Source organism: Streptomyces sp. NPDC048565, assembly GCF_040650935.1.
Classification (GTDB): Bacteria; Actinomycetota; Actinomycetes; order Streptomycetales; family Streptomycetaceae; genus Streptomyces.
Genome location: NZ_JBEZIH010000005.1, coordinates 275,945 through 297,881, shown reverse-complemented (window position 1 = coordinate 297,881; position 21,937 = coordinate 275,945). Strand labels below are relative to the sequence as shown.

The window sequence follows — 21,937 nt, the reverse complement described above, 5'->3', positions numbered from 1 at the left end:
GAAGAAGTGGCCCCCGGCCGGAGCCGGGGACCACTTGCCTACTCACGTGAGTGGGCTGATCAGTCGCGCGCCTCACCCAGCAGCTTCTGGAGGCGGGAGACGCCCTCGACGAGGTCGTCGTCCCCCAGCGCGTAGGACAGCCGCAGGTAACCAGGCGTGCCGAACGCCTCTCCGGGAACCACCGCAACCTCGGCCTCGTCCAGGATGAGCGCGGCCAGCTCGACGGAGTCCGCCGGGCGCTTGCCACGGATGTCCTTGCCGAGCAGCCCCTTCACCGACGGGTACGCGTAGAACGCGCCCTCGGGCTCCGGGCAGAGCACGCCGTCGATCTCGTTGAGCATGCGCACGATCGTCGTCCGCCGGCGGTCGAAGGCCGTCCGCATCTCGGCGACCGCGTCCAGCGGTCCGGAGACGGCGGCCAGCGCGGCGGCCTGGGCGACGTTGTTGACGTTGGAGGTGGCGTGCGACTGCAGGTTGGTCGCGGCCTTCACGACGTCCTTGGGGCCGATGATCCAGCCCACCCGCCAGCCGGTCATGGCGTACGTCTTGGCGACACCGTTGACGACGATGCACTTGTCACGCAGCTCGGGCACGACCGCGGGGAGCGAGGCGGCGGACGCGCCACCGTAGACCAGGTGCTCGTAGATCTCGTCCGTCATCACCCACAGGCCGTGCTCGACGGCCCAGCGGCCGATCGCCTCGGTCTCGGCCTCGGTGTAGACCGCGCCCGTCGGGTTGGAGGGGGACACGAACAGGACGACCTTCGTGCGCTCGGTGCGCGCGGCCTCGAGCTGTTCGACCGAGACGCGGTAGCCCGTGGTCTCGTCGGCCACCACGTCGACCGGGACACCGCCGGCGAGACGGATCGACTCGGGGTAGGTCGTCCAGTACGGGGCGGGGACGATGACCTCGTCGCCCGGGTCGAGGATCGCGGCGAAGGCCTCGTAGATGGCCTGCTTGCCGCCGTTGGTCACCAGGACCTGGGAGGCGTCGATCTCGTAGCCGGAGTCGCGCAGCGTCTTCGCCGCGATGGCCGCCTTGAGCTCGGGGAGTCCTCCCGCCGGGGTGTAGCGGTGGTACTTCGGGTTACGGCACGCCTCGACAGCGGCGTCCACGATGTAACCGGGGGTCGGGAAGTCGGGCTCACCGGCGCCGAAACCGATCACCGGACGTCCGGCGGCCTTGAGAGCCTTGGCCTTGGCGTCGACGGCGAGGGTGGCGGACTCGGAGATCGCACCGATGCGGGCCGAAACCCGGCGCTCGGACGGAGAAGTTGCAGCGCTCATGCCCCCATGCTCGCAGACCGGAAATCCCCTCGGCACAGGGGTTTCAGGGACCGGACAGGACTCGGACAGGACCGGTCGGTAGTTGTCTGTTCGACGCGGCGGCCCTGAACACGTACACTCACCTGTCGTTGGCCTTCATCAGCCACACCGTTTTCCCGACCGGCCCACCGGAGGGGATGCGGTAGGTTGGTGGAAACCACAAAGGGTCGTAGCTCAATTGGTAGAGCACTGGTCTCCAAAACCAGCGGTTGGGGGTTCAAGTCCCTCCGGCCCTGCTACACACTCCTTCGCCAGGATGTGTGCGCATGTACGTACTTCAATGCACCGCCGTGCGGCTCCACCGGGCGCGGCACGGCCACGACCCGGAATCAGGTGAGTAGCGTGACGGACGCCGTGGGCTCCATCGACATGCCTGATGCCGAGGACGAAGCCCCCGAGTCGAAGAAGAAGACACGGAAGGGCGGCAAGCGCGGAAAGAAGGGCCCTCTGGGCCGTCTCGCGCTGTTCTACCGCCAGATCGTCGCCGAGCTCCGCAAGGTCGTCTGGCCCACGCGCAGCCAGCTGTCGACCTACACGGCCGTGGTGATCGTGTTCGTGGTCGTGATGATCGGCCTCGTCACCGTGATTGACTTCGGATTCGCGCGGCTCGTCAAGTACGTCTTCGGCTGATCCCCGCGGAGGGCGCCTCACCGGCGCCCCTTTCGCATGTTCCACCCATTTGTATCCAGGAAGAAGCAGCCATCGTGTCTGACCCGAACCTGAACGACGACGCCGAGCCCACGGCGAGCGCCGTCGAGTCCGCCGAGGACGAGCTCGACATCGTCGAGGCGGCGGATGCCGTGGCCCCGGACCAGGTCGACGCTGCTGACGCCGCCGCGGGCGAGCCCGCCGAGCAGGATGCTGTCCGTGTCGAGTCCGACGAGGACCAGGAGGCCGCCGAGGACGAAGCGGCCGCCGAGGTCGCGGAGGACGAAGCCGCTTCCGAGGACGAAGAGGCCGACGAGCCGGCCGCGCCGGTGGACGCCGTCGCCGCCCTCCGCGACGAGCTGCGCGGACTTCCCGGCGAGTGGTACGTCATCCACACGTACGCCGGTTACGAGAAGCGCGTGAAGGCCAACCTGGAGCAGCGCGCCGTCTCGCTCAACGTCGAGGACTTCATCTACCAGGCCGAGGTGCCCGAGGAAGAGATCGTCCAGATCAAGAACGGTGAGCGGAAGAACGTCCGTCAGAACAAGCTCCCGGGATACGTCCTGGTGCGCATGGACCTGACGAACGAGTCCTGGGGCGTTGTCCGCAACACCCCGGGCGTCACCGGCTTCGTGGGCAACGCCTACGACCCGTACCCGCTGACCCTGGACGAGATCGTCAAGATGCTCGCCCCCGAGGCCGAGGAGAAGGCGGCCCGCGAGGCTGCCGAGGCCGAGGGCAAGCCGGCTCCGGCCCGCAAGGTCGAGGTGCAGGTCCTGGACTTCGAGGTGGGCGACTCGGTCACTGTCACCGACGGCCCGTTCGCGACCCTGCAGGCGACGATCAACGAGATCAACGCCGACTCGAAGAAGGTCAAGGGCCTCGTCGAGATCTTCGGTCGTGAGACCCCGGTCGAGCTCAGCTTCGACCAGATCCAGAAGAACTGACGGTCTTTCCGCCCGTTCCTGGACACATGCCTACCGAGCAGGTCAGACAGGCTTCGCAGCCGGTCTGACCTGCTCGGTTTTTGGTCGCGCAGCTATACCCGTTATCGTTGTGCGGTATGCCTCCATCCGGATGACCGGAATGGCGGCGAAACACTCTCACTAGGACCCGGAGAGAGCAATGCCTCCCAAGAAGAAGAAGGTCACGGGGCTTATCAAGCTCCAGATCAACGCCGGTGCGGCCAACCCGGCGCCGCCGGTCGGTCCCGCACTGGGCCAGCACGGCGTCAACATCATGGAGTTCTGCAAGGCCTACAACGCCGCGACCGAGTCGCAGCGTGGCATGGTCGTGCCGGTGGAGATCACGGTCTACGAGGACCGCTCCTTCACCTTCATCACGAAGACTCCGCCGGCCGCCAAGCTGATCCTCAAGGCCGCGGGCGTGGACAAGGGCTCCGGCGAGCCGCACAAGACCAAGGTCGCCAAGCTCACGGCCGACCAGGTGCGCGAGATCGCCACGACCAAGCTCCCCGACCTGAACGCCAACGACCTCGACGCCGCGTCGAAGATCATCGCTGGCACCGCCCGTTCCATGGGCATCACGGTCGAAGGCTGAGTCAGCCTCGTAGCCCCACAGTGGTAGGACCAAGCGCTGGTCCGCACCACGACTCCACACTCTGAAAACCACAGGAGTAGATGTGAAGCGCAGCAAGAACCTCCGCGCTGCGGACGCGAAGATCGACCGGGAGCGTACGTACGCCCCGCTCGAGGCCGTCCGGATCGCCAAGGACACCTCCACCACCAAGTTCGACGGCACCGTCGAGGTCGCGTTCGCGCTGGGTGTCGACCCGCGCAAGGCCGACCAGATGGTCCGTGGCACCGTGAACCTCCCGCACGGCACCGGCAAGACCGCCCGGGTCCTGGTCTTCGCGACCGGTGACCGTGCTGCGGCAGCGGAAGCCGCGGGCGCCGACATCGTCGGCGCCGACGAGCTCATCGACGAGGTGGCGAAGGGCCGTCTGGACTTCGACGCCGTCGTCGCCACGCCGGACCTCATGGGCAAGGTCGGCCGCCTGGGCCGCGTGCTCGGTCCGCGTGGTCTGATGCCGAACCCGAAGACCGGCACCGTCACCCCCGATGTCGTCAAGGCTGTCAACGACATCAAGGGCGGCAAGATCGAGTTCCGCGTCGACAAGCACTCGAACCTGCACTTCATCATCGGAAAGACCTCTTTCGATGACACGAAGCTGGTCGAGAACTACGGTGCGGCGCTGGAGGAGATCCTCCGTCTGAAGCCGTCCGCCGCCAAGGGTCGCTTCATCAAGAAGGCGACCATGAGCACGACGATGGGCCCCGGCATCCCGCTGGACGCCAACCGCGTGCGCAACCTCCTCGTCGAGGAGGACCCGGCCGCCGTCTGAGCCCCCGTGCTCACCCGGCAGCCGCGTGTCATGGCATGGGACGGGCCCCGCAGCCTCTTCGGAGACCGCGGGGCCCGTCCTCGTGTCATGGAGGCCCCGGGGCAGCAGCTCCTGGCCGGCCGGGAAGCCCCTTAAACCTCTCGCAGTGGTCGAACCGGGACGGATTTGCTCCGAACGGTCCCGGTCGCGTAGTCTCACCAGGAAGCCAAAGACCGCTGGTCGTCGCCGCTTCCTCGTAAGAGGGGACGGTGACCGAAGGATCCGTCGAGAACGGACGACCTGCGCAGGTGACTGTGGAAGGCTCCCGGATTCATTCGGTCGAGCTACGCCCTGGCGCCTGTGCCGGGGCGTTTTTTCTTTCCCGGTCCCTTCTGAGCGGTCCTCATCACCCGGAAGGAGGCCGACGCTCATGGCAAGGCCCGACAAGGCTGCCGCGGTAGCCGAGCTGGCGGACCAGTTCCGCAGCTCGAACGCCGCTGTGCTGACCGAGTACCGGGGTCTCACCGTGGCACAGCTCAAGGAGCTGCGCCGTTCGCTCGGTGAGAACACCCAGTACGCCGTGGTGAAGAACACGCTGACCAAGATTGCGGCCAACGAGGCCGGGATCGACACGCTGGACGACCTGTTCACGGGTCCGACGGCGGTTGCCTTCGTCACCGGTGACCCGGTGGAGTCGGCGAAGGGTCTTCGTGACTTCTCCAAGGAGAACCCTGACCTCGTCATCAAGGGCGGTGTCCTTGATGGCAAGGCGCTGTCCGCCGACGAGTTCAAGAAGCTCGCGGACCTCGAGTCCCGCGAGGTTCTGCTCGCCAAGCTGGCCGGCGCCATGAAGGGCAAGCAGACTCAGGCTGCGCAGCTCTTCCAGGCTCTGCCGTCGAAGTTCGTCCGCACCGCGGAAGCGCTTCGCGCCAAGAAGGCCGAGCAGGGCGGTGCCGACACGTCGGCTCCCGCCGACGCCGAGGTGGCGGAGTAACACTCCGCGTCCACGGCTCGCAGCGGGCCCGTACGCCCGCCTACATATACATCCGGCACCTGCCGAATTAGTGGAAGGACGCCATCATGGCGAAGCTCAGCCAGGAAGACCTGCTCGCCCAGTTCGAGGAGCTCACCCTCATCGAGCTCTCCGAGTTCGTTAAGGCGTTCGAGGAGAAGTTCGACGTCACCGCCGCCGCCGCGGTCGCCGTCGCCGGTCCCGCCGCGGGTGGCCCCGCCGCCGAGGCCGAGGCCGAGCAGGACGAGTTCGACGTCATCCTCACGGGTGCCGGCGAGAAGAAGATCCAGGTCATCAAGGTCGTGCGTGAGCTGACCTCGCTGGGTCTCAAGGAGGCCAAGGACCTCGTCGACGGCACCCCGAAGCCGGTCCTCGAGAAGGTCGCCAAGGAGGCCGCCGAGAAGGCTGCCGAGTCCCTCAAGGCCGCCGGCGCTTCCGTCGAGGTCAAGTGACCCTGCGAGTCCTCTGACTCCGTAGGACCGTCCTGCCGCGAGGCGGGATGTCACATCGCAAAGGGCGATCACCCATCCGGGTGATCGCCCTTTGGCGTGCCCTCGGAGGCTGCCTTGATCTTCCGCGCGCGACGAGTAGGGTGATCTTTCGCCGTGCGTTTCTCCGGGGCGCCACGGGGCGTCAACAGGCGTCCCTCTGGCGCAGGTGAAGATCGACGAGCGCTCGCCGGGACTCGGGGGCCTTGACGAACCGCACGCGGCGCGCAATTCTCAGGACGCGTCGTCATCTCGATCCGCATCCGAGGCATGGATCGGGAGCGAAGAGGGCAGTAAAGAAGAGCGCACACCGCGCGAGGGCTATTCATAGGTGTTGAGAACAGCTGTTGAGAGCAACGTGGGTCTCTGAGAACCCCGACTGGACATCAGTGTGCCGCTTGGCTACACTGACCCTTTGCGCTGCCTGTTAGCTGCCTCCTGCCCGTCACCAGGGGCATGCCCACGCCTAGCACCGATGACCGGATATTCCCTGACCTTGGGATTCCTGTCTCTGTGTGCGGCTTGGGGCCGGTACGCGCGTAGTGAGTCCGAGCCCTCGGAAGGACCCCCTCTTGGCCGCCTCGCGCAACGCCTCGACCTCGAATACGAACAACGGTGCCAGCACCGCCCCGCTGCGCATCTCTTTTGCAAAGATCAAGGAGCCCCTCGAGGTTCCGAACCTCCTCGCGCTGCAGACCGAGAGCTTTGACTGGCTCCTGGGTAACGCCGCCTGGAAGGCTCGCGTCGAGGCTGCTCTGGACAGCGGACAAGACGTCCCCACCAAGTCCGGCCTGGAGGAAATCTTCGAGGAGATCTCCCCGATCGAGGACTTCTCCGGGTCGATGTCGCTCACCTTCCGCGACCACCGCTTCGAGCCCCCGAAGAACTCGATCGACGAGTGCAAGGAGCGCGACTTCACGTTCGCCGCGCCGCTCTTCGTCACGGCCGAGTTCACCAACAACGAGACCGGCGAGATCAAGTCTCAGACGGTCTTCATGGGCGACTTCCCGCTCATGACCAACAAGGGCACCTTCGTCATCAACGGCACCGAGCGTGTCGTCGTGTCGCAGCTCGTGCGCTCGCCGGGTGTCTACTTCGACTCCTCCATCGACAAGACGTCCGACAAGGACATCTTCTCCGCCAAGATCATCCCGTCCCGGGGTGCCTGGCTGGAGATGGAGATCGACAAGCGCGACATGGTCGGTGTCCGCATCGACCGCAAGCGCAAGCAGTCCGTCACCGTCCTCCTGAAGGCTCTCGGCTGGACCACCGAGCAGATCCTGGAGGAGTTCGGCGAGTACGAGTCCATGCGCGCCACCCTGGAGAAGGACCACACCCAGGGCCAGGACGACGCGCTGCTCGACATCTACCGCAAGCTGCGTCCGGGCGAGCCGCCCACGCGTGAGGCTGCTCAGACGCTGCTCGAGAACCTCTACTTCAACCCGAAGCGCTACGACCTCGCGAAGGTCGGCCGCTACAAGGTGAACAAGAAGCTCGGCGCCGACGAGCCGCTCGACGCCGGTGTCCTCACCAGCGACGACATCATCGCCAGCATCAAGTACCTGGTGAAGCTGCACGCCGGTGAGACCGAGACGGTCGGCGAGTCCGGCCGCTCGATCATGGTCGAGACCGACGACATCGACCACTTCGGCAACCGCCGTATCCGTAACGTCGGTGAGCTCATCCAGAACCAGGTCCGTACGGGTCTCGCCCGTATGGAGCGTGTCGTGCGTGAGCGCATGACCACCCAGGACGTCGAGGCGATCACGCCGCAGACCCTGATCAACATCCGGCCGGTCGTCGCCTCCATCAAGGAGTTCTTCGGCACCAGCCAGCTGTCGCAGTTCATGGACCAGAACAACCCGCTGTCGGGTCTGACGCACAAGCGTCGTCTCAACGCCCTCGGCCCGGGTGGTCTGTCCCGTGAGCGCGCCGGCTTCGAGGTCCGTGACGTTCACCCGTCGCACTACGGCCGCATGTGCCCGATCGAGACGCCCGAAGGCCCGAACATCGGTCTGATCGGCTCGCTGGCCTCCTACGGGCGCATCAACCCGTTCGGCTTCATCGAGACGCCGTACCGCAAGGTCGTCGAGGGCGTCGTCACGGACGACGTCGACTACCTGACGGCCGACGAAGAGGACCGCTTCGTGATCGCCCAGGCGAACGCGACGCTCTCCGAGGACATGCGCTTCAGCGAGGCGCGCGTCCTGGTCCGTCGCCGTGGCGGCGAGATCGACTACATCCCCGGCGACGACGTCGACTACATGGACGTCTCGCCGCGCCAGATGGTGTCGGTCGCCACCGCGATGATCCCGTTCCTCGAGCACGACGACGCCAACCGTGCCCTCATGGGCGCGAACATGATGCGTCAGGCCGTCCCGCTCATCAAGAGCGAGGCGCCGCTGGTCGGTACCGGCATGGAGTACCGCTGTGCCACCGACGCCGGTGACGTGCTCAAGGCGGAGAAGGCGGGTGTGGTCCAGGAGGTCTCCGCGGACTACATCACCGTGACGAACGACGACGGCACGTACACCACGTACCGCATCTCGAAGTTCTCGCGCTCCAACCAGGGCACCTCGGTGAACCAGAAGGTCGTCGTCTCCGAGGGCGACCGGGTCATCGAGAGCCAGGTGCTCGCCGACGGCCCCGCCACCGAGAACGGTGAGATGGCGCTGGGCAAGAACCTGCTCGTGGCGTTCATGCCGTGGGAGGGTCACAACTACGAGGACGCGATCATCCTGTCGCAGCGCCTCGTGCAGGACGACGTCCTCTCCTCGATCCACATCGAGGAGCACGAGGTCGACGCCCGTGACACCAAGCTCGGCCCGGAGGAGATCACCCGGGACATCCCGAACGTCTCCGAGGAGGTCCTCGCCGACCTCGACGAGCGCGGCATCATCCGTATCGGTGCCGAGGTCGTCGCCGGCGACATCCTCGTCGGCAAGGTCACGCCCAAGGGTGAGACCGAGCTGACCCCGGAGGAGCGTCTGCTCCGTGCGATCTTCGGTGAGAAGGCGCGCGAGGTGCGCGACACCTCGCTGAAGGTCCCGCACGGCGAGATCGGCAAGGTCATCGGCGTCCGCGTCTTCGACCGCGAGGAGGGCGACGAGCTGCCGCCCGGCGTGAACCAGCTGGTCCGCGTCTACGTCGCACAGAAGCGCAAGATCACCGATGGTGACAAGCTCGCCGGCCGTCACGGCAACAAGGGCGTCATCTCGAAGATCCTCCCGATCGAGGACATGCCGTTCCTCGAGGACGGCACCCCGGTCGACATCATCCTCAACCCGCTGGGTGTCCCGTCCCGAATGAACCCGGGACAGGTCCTGGAGATCCACCTCGGCTGGCTCGCCAGCCGCGGCTGGGACGTCTCCGGCCTCGGTGACGAGTGGGCCCAGCGCCTGCAGGCCATCGGCGCCGACCAGGTCGACCCCGGCACCAACGTCGCCACGCCCGTCTTCGACGGTGCGCGCGAGGACGAGATCACCGGCCTCTTCCAGGCCACGATCCCGAACCGCGACGGCGACCGCCTGGTCCAGCCCTCGGGCAAGGCCAACCTGTTCGACGGCCGCTCCGGCGAGCCGTTCCCGGACCCGGTCTCGATCGGGTACATGTACATCCTCAAGCTGCACCACCTGGTCGACGACAAGCTCCACGCCCGTTCGACCGGCCCGTACTCCATGATCACGCAGCAGCCGCTGGGTGGTAAGGCGCAGTTCGGTGGTCAGCGATTCGGTGAGATGGAGGTGTGGGCCCTTGAGGCTTACGGCGCCGCATACGCCCTCCAGGAACTCCTGACGATCAAGTCCGACGACGTGACCGGCCGCGTGAAGGTGTACGAGGCGATCGTCAAGGGCGAGAACATCCCCGAGCCCGGCATCCCCGAGTCCTTCAAGGTGCTCATCAAGGAGATGCAGTCGCTCTGCCTCAACGTGGAGGTGCTGTCCTCGGACGGTATGTCCATCGAGATGCGTGACACGGACGAGGACGTCTTCCGCGCGGCGGAGGAGCTCGGTATCGACCTGTCCCGGCGCGAGCCGAGCAGCGTCGAAGAGGTCTGACGGGTTGGCCGGCCGGATCCTCGTGATCCGGCCGGCTCTCCCCGGACCCGTTCAGACCATTGCTGAAGTGCCCCGATTTCTCGCGTGATGCGAGGGGGCTCGAACCCCCGAAAGAGGGATTGACGACAAGTGCTCGACGTCAACTTCTTCGACGAGCTGCGGATCGGCCTTGCCACCGCGGACGACATCCGGACCTGGTCCCACGGCGAAGTGAAGAAGCCGGAGACCATCAACTACCGCACGCTCAAGCCCGAGAAGGACGGACTCTTCTGCGAGAAGATCTTCGGTCCGACCCGGGACTGGGAGTGCTACTGCGGCAAGTACAAGCGTGTCCGCTTCAAGGGCATCATCTGTGAGCGCTGTGGCGTAGAGGTCACGCGCGCCAAGGTGCGCCGTGAGCGCATGGGTCACATCGAGCTTGCCGCTCCCGTCACCCACATCTGGTACTTCAAGGGCGTCCCGTCGCGTCTTGGCTACCTGCTGGACCTCGCGCCGAAGGACCTCGAGAAGGTCATCTACTTCGCCGCGTACATGATCACGTTCGTCGACGAGGAGCGCCGCACGCGTGACCTCCCGTCGCTGGAGGCGCATGTCTCCGTCGAGCGCCAGCAGGTCGAGAACCGCCGCGACTCGGACCTCGAGAACCGCGCCAAGAAGCTCGAGACCGACCTGGCCGAGCTTGAGGCCGAGGGCGCCAAGGCCGACGTTCGCCGCAAGGTGCGCGAAGGTGCCGAGCGTGAGATGAAGCAGCTGCGTGACCGTGCGCAGCGCGAGATCGACCGTCTCGACGAGGTGTGGAGCCGCTTCAAGAACCTCAAGGTCCAGGACCTCGAGGGCGACGAGCTGCTCTACCGGGAGCTGCGTGACCGCTTCGGCACGTACTTCGACGGCTGCATGGGCGCTGCCGCCCTGCAGAAGCGCCTGGAGTCGTTCGACCTCGACGAGGAGGCCGAGCGCCTCCGCGAGATCATCCGTACCGGCAAGGGCCAGAAGAAGACCCGTGCGCTCAAGCGCCTCAAGGTCGTCTCCGCGTTCCTGCAGACCAGCAACAAGCCCAAGGGCATGGTGCTCGACTGCGTCCCGGTCATCCCGCCGGACCTGCGTCCGATGGTGCAGCTGGACGGTGGCCGCTTCGCGACCTCCGACCTGAACGACCTGTACCGCCGTGTGATCAACCGCAACAACCGTCTCAAGCGTCTCCTTGACCTCGGTGCCCCCGAGATCATCGTGAACAACGAGAAGCGGATGCTGCAGGAGGCCGTCGACGCGCTGTTCGACAACGGCCGCCGCGGTCGCCCGGTCACCGGTCCCGGTAACCGTCCCCTGAAGTCCCTCAGCGACATGCTGAAGGGCAAGCAGGGTCGTTTCCGTCAGAACCTCCTCGGCAAGCGCGTGGACTACTCCGCGCGTTCCGTGATCGTCGTCGGTCCGCAGCTCAAGCTGCACCAGTGCGGTCTGCCGAAGGCGATGGCGCTGGAGCTCTTCAAGCCGTTCGTGATGAAGCGCCTGGTGGACCTGAACCACGCGCAGAACATCAAGTCGGCCAAGCGCATGGTCGAGCGTGGCCGCACCGTCGTGTACGACGTCCTCGAAGAGGTCATCGCCGAACACCCGGTGCTGCTGAACCGTGCGCCCACCCTGCACCGCCTCGGCATCCAGGCCTTCGAGCCGCAGCTGGTCGAGGGCAAGGCCATCCAGATCCACCCGCTCGTCTGCACCGCGTTCAACGCGGACTTCGACGGTGACCAGATGGCCGTGCACCTGCCGCTCTCCGCGGAGGCACAGGCCGAGGCCCGCATCCTGATGCTGTCCTCGAACAACATCCTGAAGCCGGCCGACGGTCGTCCCGTCACCATGCCGACCCAGGACATGGTGCTGGGCCTCTTCTTCCTCACCACGGACGACGAGGGCCGCAACGTCAAGGGCGCGGACCGTTCCTTCGGTTCCACGGCCGAGGCGATCATGGCCTTCGACGCCCGGGAGCTCTCGCTCCAGGCGAAGGTCGACATCCGCTTCCCGGTCGGCACCATGCCGCCGCGTGGCTGGGTGCCGCCGGTCGCCGAGGAGGGCGAGCCCGAGTACCAGCCGGGTGACACCTTCCGGCTGCGTACGAGCCTGGGCCGCGCGCTCTTCAACGAGCTGCTGCCCGAGGACTACCCGTTCGTCGACTACTCGGTGGGCAAGAAGCAGCTCTCCGAGATCGTCAACGACCTGGCCGAGCGCTACCCCAAGGTGATCGTGGCGGCGACGCTCGACAACCTGAAGGCGGCCGGTTTCCACTGGGCGACCCGCTCCGGTGTGACCGTGGCCATCTCCGACGTCGTCGTGCCCGAGGCCAAGAAGGCCATCGTCAAGGGCTACGAGGACCAGGACGAGAAGGTCCAGAAGCAGTACGAGCGCGGTCTGATCACCAAGGACGAGCGCACGCAGGAGCTCATCGCGATCTGGACCAAGGCGACCAACGAGGTTGCCGAGGCGATGAACGCGAACTTCCCGAAGACGAACCCCATCTTCATGATGGTCGACTCGGGTGCCCGAGGAAACATGATGCAGATGCGTCAGATCGCGGGTATGCGTGGTCTGGTGTCGAACGCCAAGAACGAGACGATTCCTCGTCCCATCAAGGCGTCCTTCCGTGAGGGCCTCACCGTCCTGGAGTACTTCATCTCCACGCACGGTGCCCGTAAGGGTCTGGCGGACACCGCCCTGCGTACCGCCGACTCGGGTTACCTGACCCGTCGTCTGGTGGACGTCTCGCAGGACGTGATCATCCGCGAGGAGGACTGCGGCACCGACCGTGGCCTCAAGCTGAAGATCGCCGTCAAGGGCGCCGACGGCGTGCTCCGCAAGACGGAGGACGTCGAGACCTCGGTCTACGCCCGCATGCTCGCCGAGGACGTCGTCGTCGACGGCAAGGTCATCGCGCCTGCCAACGTCGACCTCGGTGACGTCCTGATCGACGCCCTGGTGGGCGCCGGCGTCGAGGAGGTCAAGACCCGCTCGGTCCTGACCTGTGAGTCCGCGGTCGGCACCTGTGCCTTCTGCTACGGACGCTCGCTCGCCACCGGCAAGCTGGTCGACATCGGTGAGGCGGTCGGCATCATCGCCGCCCAGTCCATCGGTGAGCCCGGCACCCAGCTGACGATGCGTACCTTCCACACCGGTGGTGTGGCAGGTGACGACATCACGCAGGGTCTGCCGCGTGTCGTCGAGCTCTTCGAGGCGCGTACGCCCAAGGGTGTCGCCCCGATCTCGGAGGCCAGGGGCCGTGTCCGGATCGAGGAGACCGAGAAGACCAAGAAGCTCGTCGTCACCCCGGACGACGGCAGCGAGGAGACGCCGTTCCCGATCTCCAAGCGTGCCCGTCTCCTGGTCGGCGAGGGCGACGCGGTCGAGGTGGGCCAGAAGCTCACCGTCGGTGCCACCAACCCGCACGACGTGCTGCGGATCCTCGGTCAGCGCGCGGTCCAGGTCCACCTGGTCGGCGAGGTCCAGAAGGTCTACAACTCGCAGGGTGTGTCGATCCACGACAAGCACATCGAGATCATCATCCGGCAGATGCTGCGCCGTGTGACGATCATCGAGTCCGGCGACGCGGAGCTGCTGCCGGGCGAGCTCGTCGAGCGTTCGAAGTTCGAGACCGAGAACCGTCGTGTGGTCACCGAGGGCGGTCACCCCGCCTCCGGCCGTCCGCAGCTGATGGGTATCACCAAGGCCTCGCTCGCCACCGAGTCGTGGCTGTCGGCGGCGTCCTTCCAGGAGACGACCAGGGTTCTGACCGACGCGGCGATCAACGCCAAGTCGGACTCCCTGATCGGCCTCAAGGAGAACGTCATCATCGGTAAGCTCATCCCGGCCGGTACGGGCCTGTCCCGCTACCGCAACATCCGGGTCGAGCCGACCGAGGAAGCCAAGGCCGCGATGTACTCGGCCGTCGGTTACGACGACATCGACTACTCGCCGTTCGGCACGGGCTCCGGCCAGGCCGTTCCGCTGGAGGACTACGACTACGGTCCGTACAACCAGTAGAAGTGAGTGAGAGGGGCGGCCATCCTGCTACGGCGGGGTGGCCGCCCTTCTGCGTGCCCGCCGCGTGCCGTCCGCGCGCCACCGTGAGGTCGGTCACCCGGGGTGACCGGTGAGCGGCGGGCGACTTCCGGGCAAATGACGTGGTCACGGCTACCGGGCAGGGCGTTCGCGCTGGTGGGAGCGGGTATGCCGACCGGACGGCAGCCGCCGGGGGTGGCTGTCACGTCCGGTTTCGCCTGACCGCCGGGTTCATGGGCCCGTGGCGACCGGCATTTGTTTTGACCCAGCTCCGTGAGGTAGGTACGCTCAAGCCTTGTGCCTGGGGTGTGCCTGGGCTCGGGTGCGTGTCCTCAACCGCATGGCGAGTCCGTAAGTGGCCACCGCAATCTGTGTCTCCCCTGCCTTCGGCAGGGGCCTGCAGTATTCGACACACCCGACCGCGTGGGTCGGCGAGTGTTCCAGGTTAGTTTCACCGACGGCACACAGAAACCGGAGAAGTAGTGCCTACGATTCAGCAGCTGGTCCGGAAGGGCCGGCAGGACAAGGTCGAGAAGAACAAGACGCCCGCGCTCGAGGGTTCGCCCCAGCGTCGTGGTGTCTGCACGCGTGTCTTCACGACCACCCCGAAGAAGCCGAACTCGGCGCTGCGTAAGGTCGCGCGTGTGCGTCTGACCTCCGGCATCGAGGTCACGGCTTACATCCCGGGTGAGGGACACAACCTGCAGGAGCACTCCATCGTGCTCGTGCGTGGCGGCCGTGTGAAGGACCTGCCGGGTGTTCGTTACAAGATCATCCGCGGTTCGCTCGACACCCAGGGTGTCAAGAACCGCAAGCAGGCCCGCAGCCGCTACGGCGCCAAGAAGGAGAAGTAAGAATGCCTCGTAAGGGCCCCGCCCCGAAGCGCCCGGTCATCATCGACCCGGTCTACAGCTCTCCTCTTGTCACCTCGCTGATCAACAAGATCCTCCTCGACGGCAAGCGTTCCACCGCCGAGCGGATCGTGTACGGCGCGATGGAAGGCCTGCGCGAGAAGACCGGTGCAGACCCGGTCATCACGCTGAAGCGCGCGCTTGAGAACGTCAAGCCCTCGCTCGAGGTCAAGTCCCGCCGCGTCGGTGGCGCCACCTACCAGGTGCCGATCGAGGTCAAGCCCGGTCGCGCCGCCACCCTCGCGCTCCGCTGGGTCGTCGGTTACTCCCGCGCCCGTCGCGAGAAGACCATGACCGAGCGCCTCATGAACGAGCTGCTCGACGCCTCCAACGGTCTTGGCGCTGCCGTCAAGAAGCGCGAGGACACCCACAAGATGGCCGAGTCCAACAAGGCCTTCGCGCACTACCGCTGGTAGTCGCTCACCCCATCGAGACCGAGAGAAGATTGAGCCTTATGGCCACCACTTCGCTTGACCTGGCCAAGGTCCGCAACATCGGGATCATGGCCCACATCGACGCGGGCAAGACGACCACCACTGAGCGGATCCTCTTCTACACCGGCGTTTCGTACAAGATCGGTGAAGTCCACGACGGCGCAGCCACGATGGACTGGATGGAGCAGGAGCAGGAGCGCGGCATCACGATCACGTCCGCCGCGACGACCTGTCACTGGCCGCTCGACGATGTCGATCACACGATCAACATCATCGACACCCCGGGTCACGTCGACTTCACCGTCGAGGTGGAGCGTTCGCTCCGCGTCCTCGACGGTGCCGTCACCGTGTTCGACGGTGTGGCCGGCGTCGAGCCCCAGTCCGAGACTGTCTGGCGTCAGGCGGACCGCTACGGCGTGCCGCGTATCTGCTTCGTCAACAAGCTCGACCGGACCGGCGCGGACTTCTTCCGTTGCGTCGACATGATCGTCCAGCGCCTCGGCGCTGTCCCGATCGTCATGCAGCTCCCCGTCGGCGCCGAGGCCGACTTCACGGGTGTCGTCGACCTCGTGACGATGAAGGCCTTCGTGTACCCCGAAGAGGCCGCCAAGGGCGAGATGTACAACACCGTCGAGATCCCGGACAACCTCAAGGAGGCCGCCGCGGAATGGCGCGGCAAGCTCCTCGAGACCGTCTCGGAGAACGACGACGCCATGATGGAGCTGTACCTGGAGGGCGTCGAGCCCACCGAGGAGCAGCTGTACGAGGCGGTCCGTCGGATCACCCTCGCGTCGAAGGGCACCGCCGACTCGGTCACCGTCACCCCGGTGTTCTGTGGCACCGCGTTCAAGAACAAGGGCGTCCAGCCCCTGCTCGACGCGGTCGTCCGCTACCTGCCTTCCCCCCTGGACGTCGAGGCCATCGAGGGCCACGACGTCAAGGACCCGGAGCTGGTCATCAAGCGCCAGCCCTCGGACGACGAGCCGTTCTCCGGCCTGGCGTTCAAGATCGCGAGCGACCCGCACCTCGGCAAGCTCACCTTCGTCCGGATCTACTCCGGTCGCCTCGAGGCCGGCACCGCGGTGCTGAACTCGGTCAAGGGCAAGAAGGAGCGCATCGGCAAGATCTACCGCATGCACGCGAACAAGCGTGAGGAGATCGCGTCGGTGGGCGCCGGTGACATCGTCGCCGTCATGGGCCTGAAGCAGACCACCACGGGTGAGACGCTGTCCGACGACAAGCACCCGGTGATCCTGGAGTCCATGGACTTCCCGGCGCCGGTCATCCAGGTCGCCATCGAGCCCAAGTCCAAGGGTGACCAGGAGAAGCTGGGTGTCGCCATCCAGCGGCTCTCGGAGGAGGACCCCTCCTTCCAGGTGCACACGGACGAGGAGACCGGCCAGACCATCATCGGTGGTATGGGCGAGCTTCACCTCGAGGTGTTCGTCGACCGCATGAAGCGCGAGTTCCGCGTCGAGGCGAACGTCGGCAAGCCCCAGGTCGCGTACCGCGAGACGATCCGCAAGGCCGTCGACCGTATCGACTTCACGCACAAGAAGCAGACTGGTGGTACCGGCCAGTTCGCGAAGGTGCAGATCGCCATCGAGCCCATCGAGGGTGGCGACGCGTCCTACGAGTTCGTCAACAAGGTCACCGGTGGCCGCATCCCCCGTGAGTACATTCCCTCGGTGGACGCGGGCGCTCAGGAAGCCATGCAGTTCGGCATCCTGGCCGGTTACGAGATGGTCGGCATCCGCATCACCCTTCTCGACGGTGGCTACCACGAGGTCGACTCCTCGGAGCTGGCCTTCAAGATCGCCGGTTCGCAGGCGTTCAAGGAGGGTGCCCGCAGGGCGTCCCCCGTGCTTCTCGAGCCGATGATGGCCGTCGAGGTCACCACGCCCGAGGACTACATGGGCGATGTGATCGGCGACATCAACTCCCGCCGTGGCCAGATCCAGGCCATGGAGGAGCGCAGCGGCGCTCGCGTCGTGAAGGGCCTCGTGCCCCTCTCGGAGATGTTCGGCTACGTCGGAGACCTCCGCAGCAAGACCTCGGGTCGCGCAAGCTACTCGATGCAGTTCGACTCCTACGCCGAGGTTCCGCGGAACGTCGCCGAGGAGATCATCGCGAAGTCCAAGGGCGAGTAGCTCTCCCGAGCTCACGCTTTAGGCTTGTCACCGGAGCCCGGTCGGGCATGCGTAGCGCCGCGTAAGCGGCGTGGCGGATGCCCCCGGCACCGGCATTCCAGCAAAGATCACCTGGCGCCGATGAAGCAAGGCGTACAGAACCACTCAGGAGGACCCCAGTGGCGAAGGCAAAGTTCGAGCGGACTAAGCCGCACGTCAACATCGGCACCATCGGTCACATCGACCACGGTAAGACGACCCTCACGGCCGCCATTACCAAGGTGCTGCACGACGCGTACCCGGACCTGAACGAGGCCTCGGCCTTCGACCAGATCGACAAGGCTCCCGAGGAGCGCCAGCGCGGTATCACGATCTCGATCGCGCACGTCGAGTACCAGACGGAGCAGCGTCACTACGCGCACGTCGACTGCCCGGGTCACGCCGACTACATCAAGAACATGATCACGGGTGCGGCGCAGATGGACGGCGCCATCCTCGTGGTCGCGGCCACCGACGGCCCGATGCCGCAGACCAAGGAGCACGTGCTCCTGGCCCGCCAGGTAGGCGTGCCGTACATCGTTGTCGCGCTGAACAAGGCCGACATGGTGGACGACGAGGAGATCCTGGAGCTCGTCGAGCTCGAGGTTCGTGAGCTCCTCTCCGAGTACGAGTTCCCGGGCGACGACGTTCCGGTCGTCAAGGTCTCGGCGCTCAAGGCGCTCGAGGGCGACAAGGAGTGGGGTGAGTCCGTCCTCAACCTGATGAAGGCTGTCGACGAGGCCATCCCGCAGCCCGAGCGTGACGTCGAGAAGCCGTTCCTCATGCCGATCGAGGACGTCTTCACGATCACGGGTCGCGGTACGGTCGTCACCGGCCGCATCGAGCGTGGTGTCCTGAAGGTCAACGAGACCGTTGACATCGTGGGCATCAAGCAGGAGAAGACCACCACCACGGTCACCGGTATCGAGATGTTCCGCAAGCTGCTCGACGAGGGCCAGGCCGGTGAGAACGTCGGTCTGCTCCTCCGTGGCATCAAGCGCGAGGACGTCGAGCGCGGCCAGGTCATCATCAAGCCGGGTTCGGTCACGCCGCACACCGACTTCCAGGCCCAGGCCTACATCCTGTCGAAGGACGAGGGTGGCCGTCACACCCCGTTCTTCAACAACTACCGCCCGCAGTTCTACTTCCGTACCACGGACGTGACGGGCGTTGTGACCCTTCCCGAGGGCACCGAGATGGTCATGCCGGGTGACAACACCCTCATGGACGTCGCGCTGATCCAGCCGGTCGCCATGGAAGAGGGCCTGAAGTTCGCCATCCGTGAGGGTGGCCGGACCGTGGGCGCCGGCCAGGTCACCAAGATCATCAAGTAATTACTTGATCGTCTGACCTGGTTGCTCCGCACAGAGCACCGAGAGGGGCCCCGGCCCGCCGCGCAAGCGGTGGGCCGGGGCCCCTCTTCTGTGTGTACGGGTGCCTCTTCTGTGGCGCGGCCCCTCGCGGCGCGGGGAGCGGCACGTGATCGTCACGTGCTCGTCACAGTTTCTTCCACACTCTTGTCCGGACCGGCGCGACGCATTGGAGTAATGACGCCAGAGCGGTGTGGGGGAGTTGAACAGAACAGTGAGCACCAGTACGCCACCGGGGGAGTCGTCCGAGCATCCGGACCAGGGGGGCTCCGTCCCGGACGAACAGTGGGCGGATTTCATCCGGCAGGCCGAGAGCGGTGGGGCCGGGGCGCCGAAGGAGCCTTCCGCCCGCGCGCGGATGGTCACCGCACGCCTGCGGGCGTTGGACGAGGAGGCCGCGCAGGCCAGGGGCGCGGGGCGGCCCTGGCGCAGGAAGCCGGCCGAACCGTGGCAGCCCGAGGGCTGGCGGACAGGACCCGGCCCGCAGGCCGGGGCCGGCCGGCCCCGGAAGGGGAGGCGGCTCGCGGCGGTCCTGGGGTTCTGCGCGATCCTGGGGATCTTCGTGGTCACCATGCGGCCGAGCCTGGTGACCGACCACCTTCCCGGAGGGGCCGGAGGAGCCGGAGGGGTCGCCGAGTTCGATGAGGACCGGCCGACCCCGGCGCGGCCCTTCGAGGGCTCACCCGCGCTGAGCTGGGCGGACGGGGCGGAGGGCATCGAGCTGCCCGAGGCGGAGGCGGCCGGCGGGATGAGCCGGGCCGAGGTCGAGCGGGCCCTGCGGTCGACCCGGCAGCTGCTCATCGCCGCCAACCTCGATCCGGCCACCCTGCGGGGGGAGAGGCCCGGCGCGGCACTGGATCTGCTCGACCCTCTCCAGAAGGGGGAACGCAAGCGACTGGAGCGGTCGCTCGCGGAGCCCACCGAAGAGCAGGACCCGCTGATGATGTTCAGCCGGTTCGACCCGGACGAGGCGCAGTTGGCGGGGGATGTGGTCAAGACTCGCGGGGTGATGACGTTCGAGGCGGGCGACCCGGGCTCGGTGGAGGTGCATGCCGACTACACCTTCGTGTACCCGCTGGTGAAGCCGGGAGGCGACGAGGTGGCGCGCACCATCGTGCGGCGGCGGCTGACCACGGTGCTGCACGATCCGAAGCGGTTCGAGGCGACGGGCGGCAAGCTTTCCATCCGTACGTCGGACCAGAACTTCGGCAACAGCGCCTGCGAGGTGAACGACGGCTTCCTGCACCCTTCCTTCCCGAGTGACACCCCCGCCCCGGGGGCCGGCGGCGACGACGTGGACCCGTACGACCGCGACGCGTGGCAGAGCGACGGTTCCTGCGGCACGGTCACGCGTACCTGACGCAGCCGCGGTACGCCGCGAGGCCCTGTCGGCCGGCCGGGTACGCCGACGACGCCCTGCGGCCGGCCGGGGGTGTGCCGGCGAGGCCCTACGGCCGGCCGGGGCACGCCGCGAGGACTTACGGTCGGCCGGGGGCACGCCGCGAGGCCTTACGGTCGGCCGGGTCCGTCGGCGAAGTGCGGCAGGACCATCTTGACGAGCGCGGTTACGTCGGCCTCGACCATCGGCTCACCGGTCATGCCCATCCGGTGGAGCAACGTTCCGACCACGGTGTCGATGAAGAACAGGACCCGGTCCTCCGGCTCGTCGAGTGCGTCCTGGAGCGCGATCCGGTACGGGTCCTGGAGCCGCGCGGCCAGGATCGTGCGCAGGGCCGGATCGCTGACGGCGTCGCTGAACACGCCGGCGAACGCGTCGCCCACTCCGGGCTCCCCGATCTTCGCCGCGATCCAGTGGATGGTCGAGGACATGAGCTCCGCCCGGCCCGCGCCCACCAGCGGCGCCGGGCCGAACGCGTCGAGGAGGCAGTCCACGATCAGTTCGCCCTTGGACGGCCAGCGCCGGTAGACCGTCGACTTCGCGACGCCGGCCGCGGCGGCGATCCGCTCGACGGTGGCGCGTGCGTAGCCGAGCTCCTGGACCGTACTCAGCGTCGCGGCGAAGACCGCCGTGTGGACGCCGGCACGCGGACGGCCGGGCGGTCTGGCGGACGGGGGTCGGGCGGACGGCGGTCGGGCGGATGTGTGCGAAGGCATGACCCCCACGGTACCTTTTCGCTACTCTTGGTTTCGATACCTAAGGTAGCGAAACCTTCTGCGTGAGGAGCAGGCATGAGTGAGGGCACTGCGGCACGGCCGGCCCAACCGGACTGGCAGACGGCGACGACCGAGGAACTGTTCGCCTACCGCGACGCGGAGAACCGCTTCCGGGCGTCCGAAGGGGCGCGGGCGATGACCGGGCACCCGGACCCCGGCGCCGTGATCGCCTGGCAGGAGGTGGCGCTGCCAGGCCGCGATCTCCCGGTCCGGGTGTACCGGCCGGCGCACGGCAGTGCCGGCAGCCTGCCCCTGGTGGTCCATGTGCACGGAGGCGGGTTCGTCGGGACGGCGGCGCAGTGCGACTGGGTCGCCAGCCACATAGCCGCCCACCTGCCCGCGGTCGTCGTCTCGGTGGAGCATCGCCTGCTCGCCCCGGACAGCCCGCTGTCGGACGCGGTCGACGACGCCTGGGACGTGCTCCAGCACCTGGTGCGGCACGCGGAGGAGTGGGGCGTCGACCCGTCGCGTACGGCCGTGTTCGGTGAGAGCTGCGGAGCGCTGATCGCCGCCCTGACGTCGATCCGGGCCGGCGAGGCCGGTCTGTCCCTTCGGGCACAGGTGCTGGTCAACCCGGCCGTCGACGTCTCCGGGACGATGCTCGACCACCCCTCCATCACCGAGCACGCGCAGACCCCGACCCTCGCCGTGGAGCAACTGCGGGTGTTCCAGAGGCTCGCCGTCCCCGCGGGCGCCGACCCTCGCCCGCTCTCACCGCTGTACGCCGATGACTTGGGCGGGCTGGCCCCGGCGCTCGTGGTGGTGCCGACCCATGACCCCATCGCCGATCACGGCCGTCGCTACGTCGAGCGGCTGAGAGCGGCGGGCACGAGCGCGCGGCTCGCCGAATACCCGGGAGCGGGGCACGGGTTCCTCAGCATGCCGGGCCTGGCGGAACAGGCCGAGCCCGCGCGGGCGGAGATCCTGGCGTTCCTGAGGGCCTCTCTCGTGGCATGA

At 67.0% G+C, this 21,937-nt stretch carries 16 protein-coding genes and 1 tRNA gene; 15 read left to right on the top strand and 2 right to left on the bottom strand.

Annotation, left to right across the window (positions count from 1 at the left end; all coding sequences use genetic code 11):
• Positions 1–59: 59 nt before the first annotated feature.
• Positions 60–1,286, bottom strand: a complete 1,227-nt coding sequence (locus tag AB0C75_RS09210; RefSeq protein WP_362888598.1) for a pyridoxal phosphate-dependent aminotransferase — start codon at positions 1,284–1,286, stop codon at positions 60–62.
• A gap of 202 nt (positions 1,287–1,488) precedes the next feature.
• On the opposite strand from AB0C75_RS09210, the gene AB0C75_RS09205 reads away from it, so the two are divergent.
• From AB0C75_RS09205 to AB0C75_RS09140, 14 genes are all read left to right on the top strand, one after another.
• A tRNA-Trp gene (locus AB0C75_RS09205) sits at positions 1,489–1,561 on the top strand.
• A 106-nt stretch (positions 1,562–1,667) separates the two neighbouring features.
• Positions 1,668–1,955 (top strand): preprotein translocase subunit SecE, encoded by a 288-nt coding sequence (secE, locus tag AB0C75_RS09200; RefSeq protein ID WP_362888596.1) that lies wholly within the window; start codon positions 1,668–1,670, stop codon positions 1,953–1,955.
• Positions 1,956–2,029: 74 nt separating this feature from the next.
• Positions 2,030–2,920, top strand: a complete 891-nt coding sequence (nusG, locus tag AB0C75_RS09195) for a transcription termination/antitermination protein NusG (RefSeq protein WP_362888594.1) — start codon at positions 2,030–2,032, stop codon at positions 2,918–2,920.
• 178 nt (positions 2,921–3,098) lie between these two features.
• Positions 3,099–3,533 (top strand): 50S ribosomal protein L11, encoded by a 435-nt coding sequence (gene rplK, locus AB0C75_RS09190; RefSeq protein WP_018550660.1) that lies wholly within the window; start codon positions 3,099–3,101, stop codon positions 3,531–3,533.
• Positions 3,534–3,615: 82 nt separating this feature from the next.
• Positions 3,616–4,338: a 50S ribosomal protein L1 gene (gene rplA / locus AB0C75_RS09185; RefSeq protein WP_362888592.1), complete on the top strand. Its 723-nt coding sequence runs from the start codon at positions 3,616–3,618 to the stop codon at positions 4,336–4,338.
• 409 nt (positions 4,339–4,747) lie between these two features.
• Complete coding sequence (gene rplJ, locus AB0C75_RS09180; RefSeq protein ID WP_362888590.1) at positions 4,748–5,311, top strand: 50S ribosomal protein L10; 564 nt, start codon at positions 4,748–4,750, stop codon at positions 5,309–5,311.
• 86 nt (positions 5,312–5,397) lie between these two features.
• Positions 5,398–5,781, top strand: a complete 384-nt coding sequence (gene rplL / locus AB0C75_RS09175) for a 50S ribosomal protein L7/L12 (protein WP_362888588.1) — start codon at positions 5,398–5,400, stop codon at positions 5,779–5,781.
• Between the two features lie 608 nt (positions 5,782–6,389).
• Positions 6,390–9,875 carry a DNA-directed RNA polymerase subunit beta gene (gene rpoB / locus AB0C75_RS09170; protein ID WP_362888586.1) on the top strand — a complete coding sequence of 1,162 codons (3,486 nt, stop codon included), beginning with the start codon at positions 6,390–6,392 and terminating at the stop codon, positions 9,873–9,875.
• A 129-nt stretch (positions 9,876–10,004) separates the two neighbouring features.
• Positions 10,005–13,904: a DNA-directed RNA polymerase subunit beta' gene (locus tag AB0C75_RS09165; RefSeq protein ID WP_362888584.1), complete on the top strand. Its 3,900-nt coding sequence runs from the start codon at positions 10,005–10,007 to the stop codon at positions 13,902–13,904.
• A gap of 500 nt (positions 13,905–14,404) precedes the next feature.
• Positions 14,405–14,776: a 30S ribosomal protein S12 gene (gene rpsL / locus AB0C75_RS09160; RefSeq protein WP_003948652.1), complete on the top strand. Its 372-nt coding sequence runs from the start codon at positions 14,405–14,407 to the stop codon at positions 14,774–14,776.
• A gap of 2 nt (positions 14,777–14,778) precedes the next feature.
• On the top strand, positions 14,779–15,249 hold the full coding sequence (gene rpsG / locus AB0C75_RS09155; RefSeq protein ID WP_018101248.1) for a 30S ribosomal protein S7: 471 nt from the start codon (positions 14,779–14,781) through the stop codon (positions 15,247–15,249).
• A gap of 38 nt (positions 15,250–15,287) precedes the next feature.
• Positions 15,288–17,417 carry an elongation factor G gene (fusA, locus tag AB0C75_RS09150; RefSeq protein WP_362888582.1) on the top strand — a complete coding sequence of 710 codons (2,130 nt, stop codon included), beginning with the start codon at positions 15,288–15,290 and terminating at the stop codon, positions 17,415–17,417.
• 158 nt (positions 17,418–17,575) lie between these two features.
• Positions 17,576–18,769, top strand: a complete 1,194-nt coding sequence (gene tuf, locus AB0C75_RS09145; RefSeq protein WP_362888580.1) for an elongation factor Tu — start codon at positions 17,576–17,578, stop codon at positions 18,767–18,769.
• 250 nt (positions 18,770–19,019) lie between these two features.
• On the top strand, positions 19,020–20,165 hold the full coding sequence (locus AB0C75_RS09140) for a hypothetical protein (RefSeq protein WP_362888578.1): 1,146 nt from the start codon (positions 19,020–19,022) through the stop codon (positions 20,163–20,165).
• Between the two features lie 149 nt (positions 20,166–20,314).
• On the opposite strand, the gene AB0C75_RS09135 is transcribed toward AB0C75_RS09140, so the two are convergent.
• Entirely contained in the window at positions 20,315–20,920 is a 606-nt protein-coding gene (locus AB0C75_RS09135; RefSeq protein WP_362888576.1) for a TetR/AcrR family transcriptional regulator, read from the bottom strand.
• 75 nt (positions 20,921–20,995) lie between these two features.
• On the opposite strand from AB0C75_RS09135, the gene AB0C75_RS09130 reads away from it, so the two are divergent.
• Positions 20,996–21,937, top strand: a complete 942-nt coding sequence (locus tag AB0C75_RS09130; protein WP_362888574.1) for an alpha/beta hydrolase — start codon at positions 20,996–20,998, stop codon at positions 21,935–21,937.

What these genes read in the sequence shown, in the direction of transcription:
- AB0C75_RS09210 (WP_362888598.1), bottom strand. Translation starts at nt 1,286, where the DNA reads ATGAGCGCTGCAACTTCTCCGTCCGAGCGCCGGGTTTCGGCCCGCATC.
- rplK (WP_018550660.1), top strand. Translation starts at nt 3,099, where the DNA reads ATGCCTCCCAAGAAGAAGAAGGTCACGGGGCTTATCAAGCTCCAGATC.
- rplJ (WP_362888590.1), top strand. Translation starts at nt 4,748, where the DNA reads ATGGCAAGGCCCGACAAGGCTGCCGCGGTAGCCGAGCTGGCGGACCAG.
- rplL (WP_362888588.1), top strand. Translation starts at nt 5,398, where the DNA reads ATGGCGAAGCTCAGCCAGGAAGACCTGCTCGCCCAGTTCGAGGAGCTC.
- rpsG (WP_018101248.1), top strand. Translation starts at nt 14,779, where the DNA reads ATGCCTCGTAAGGGCCCCGCCCCGAAGCGCCCGGTCATCATCGACCCG.
- fusA (WP_362888582.1), top strand. Translation starts at nt 15,288, where the DNA reads ATGGCCACCACTTCGCTTGACCTGGCCAAGGTCCGCAACATCGGGATC.
- AB0C75_RS09135 (WP_362888576.1), bottom strand. Translation starts at nt 20,920, where the DNA reads ATGCCTTCGCACACATCCGCCCGACCGCCGTCCGCCCGACCCCCGTCC.
- AB0C75_RS09130 (WP_362888574.1), top strand. Translation starts at nt 20,996, where the DNA reads ATGAGTGAGGGCACTGCGGCACGGCCGGCCCAACCGGACTGGCAGACG.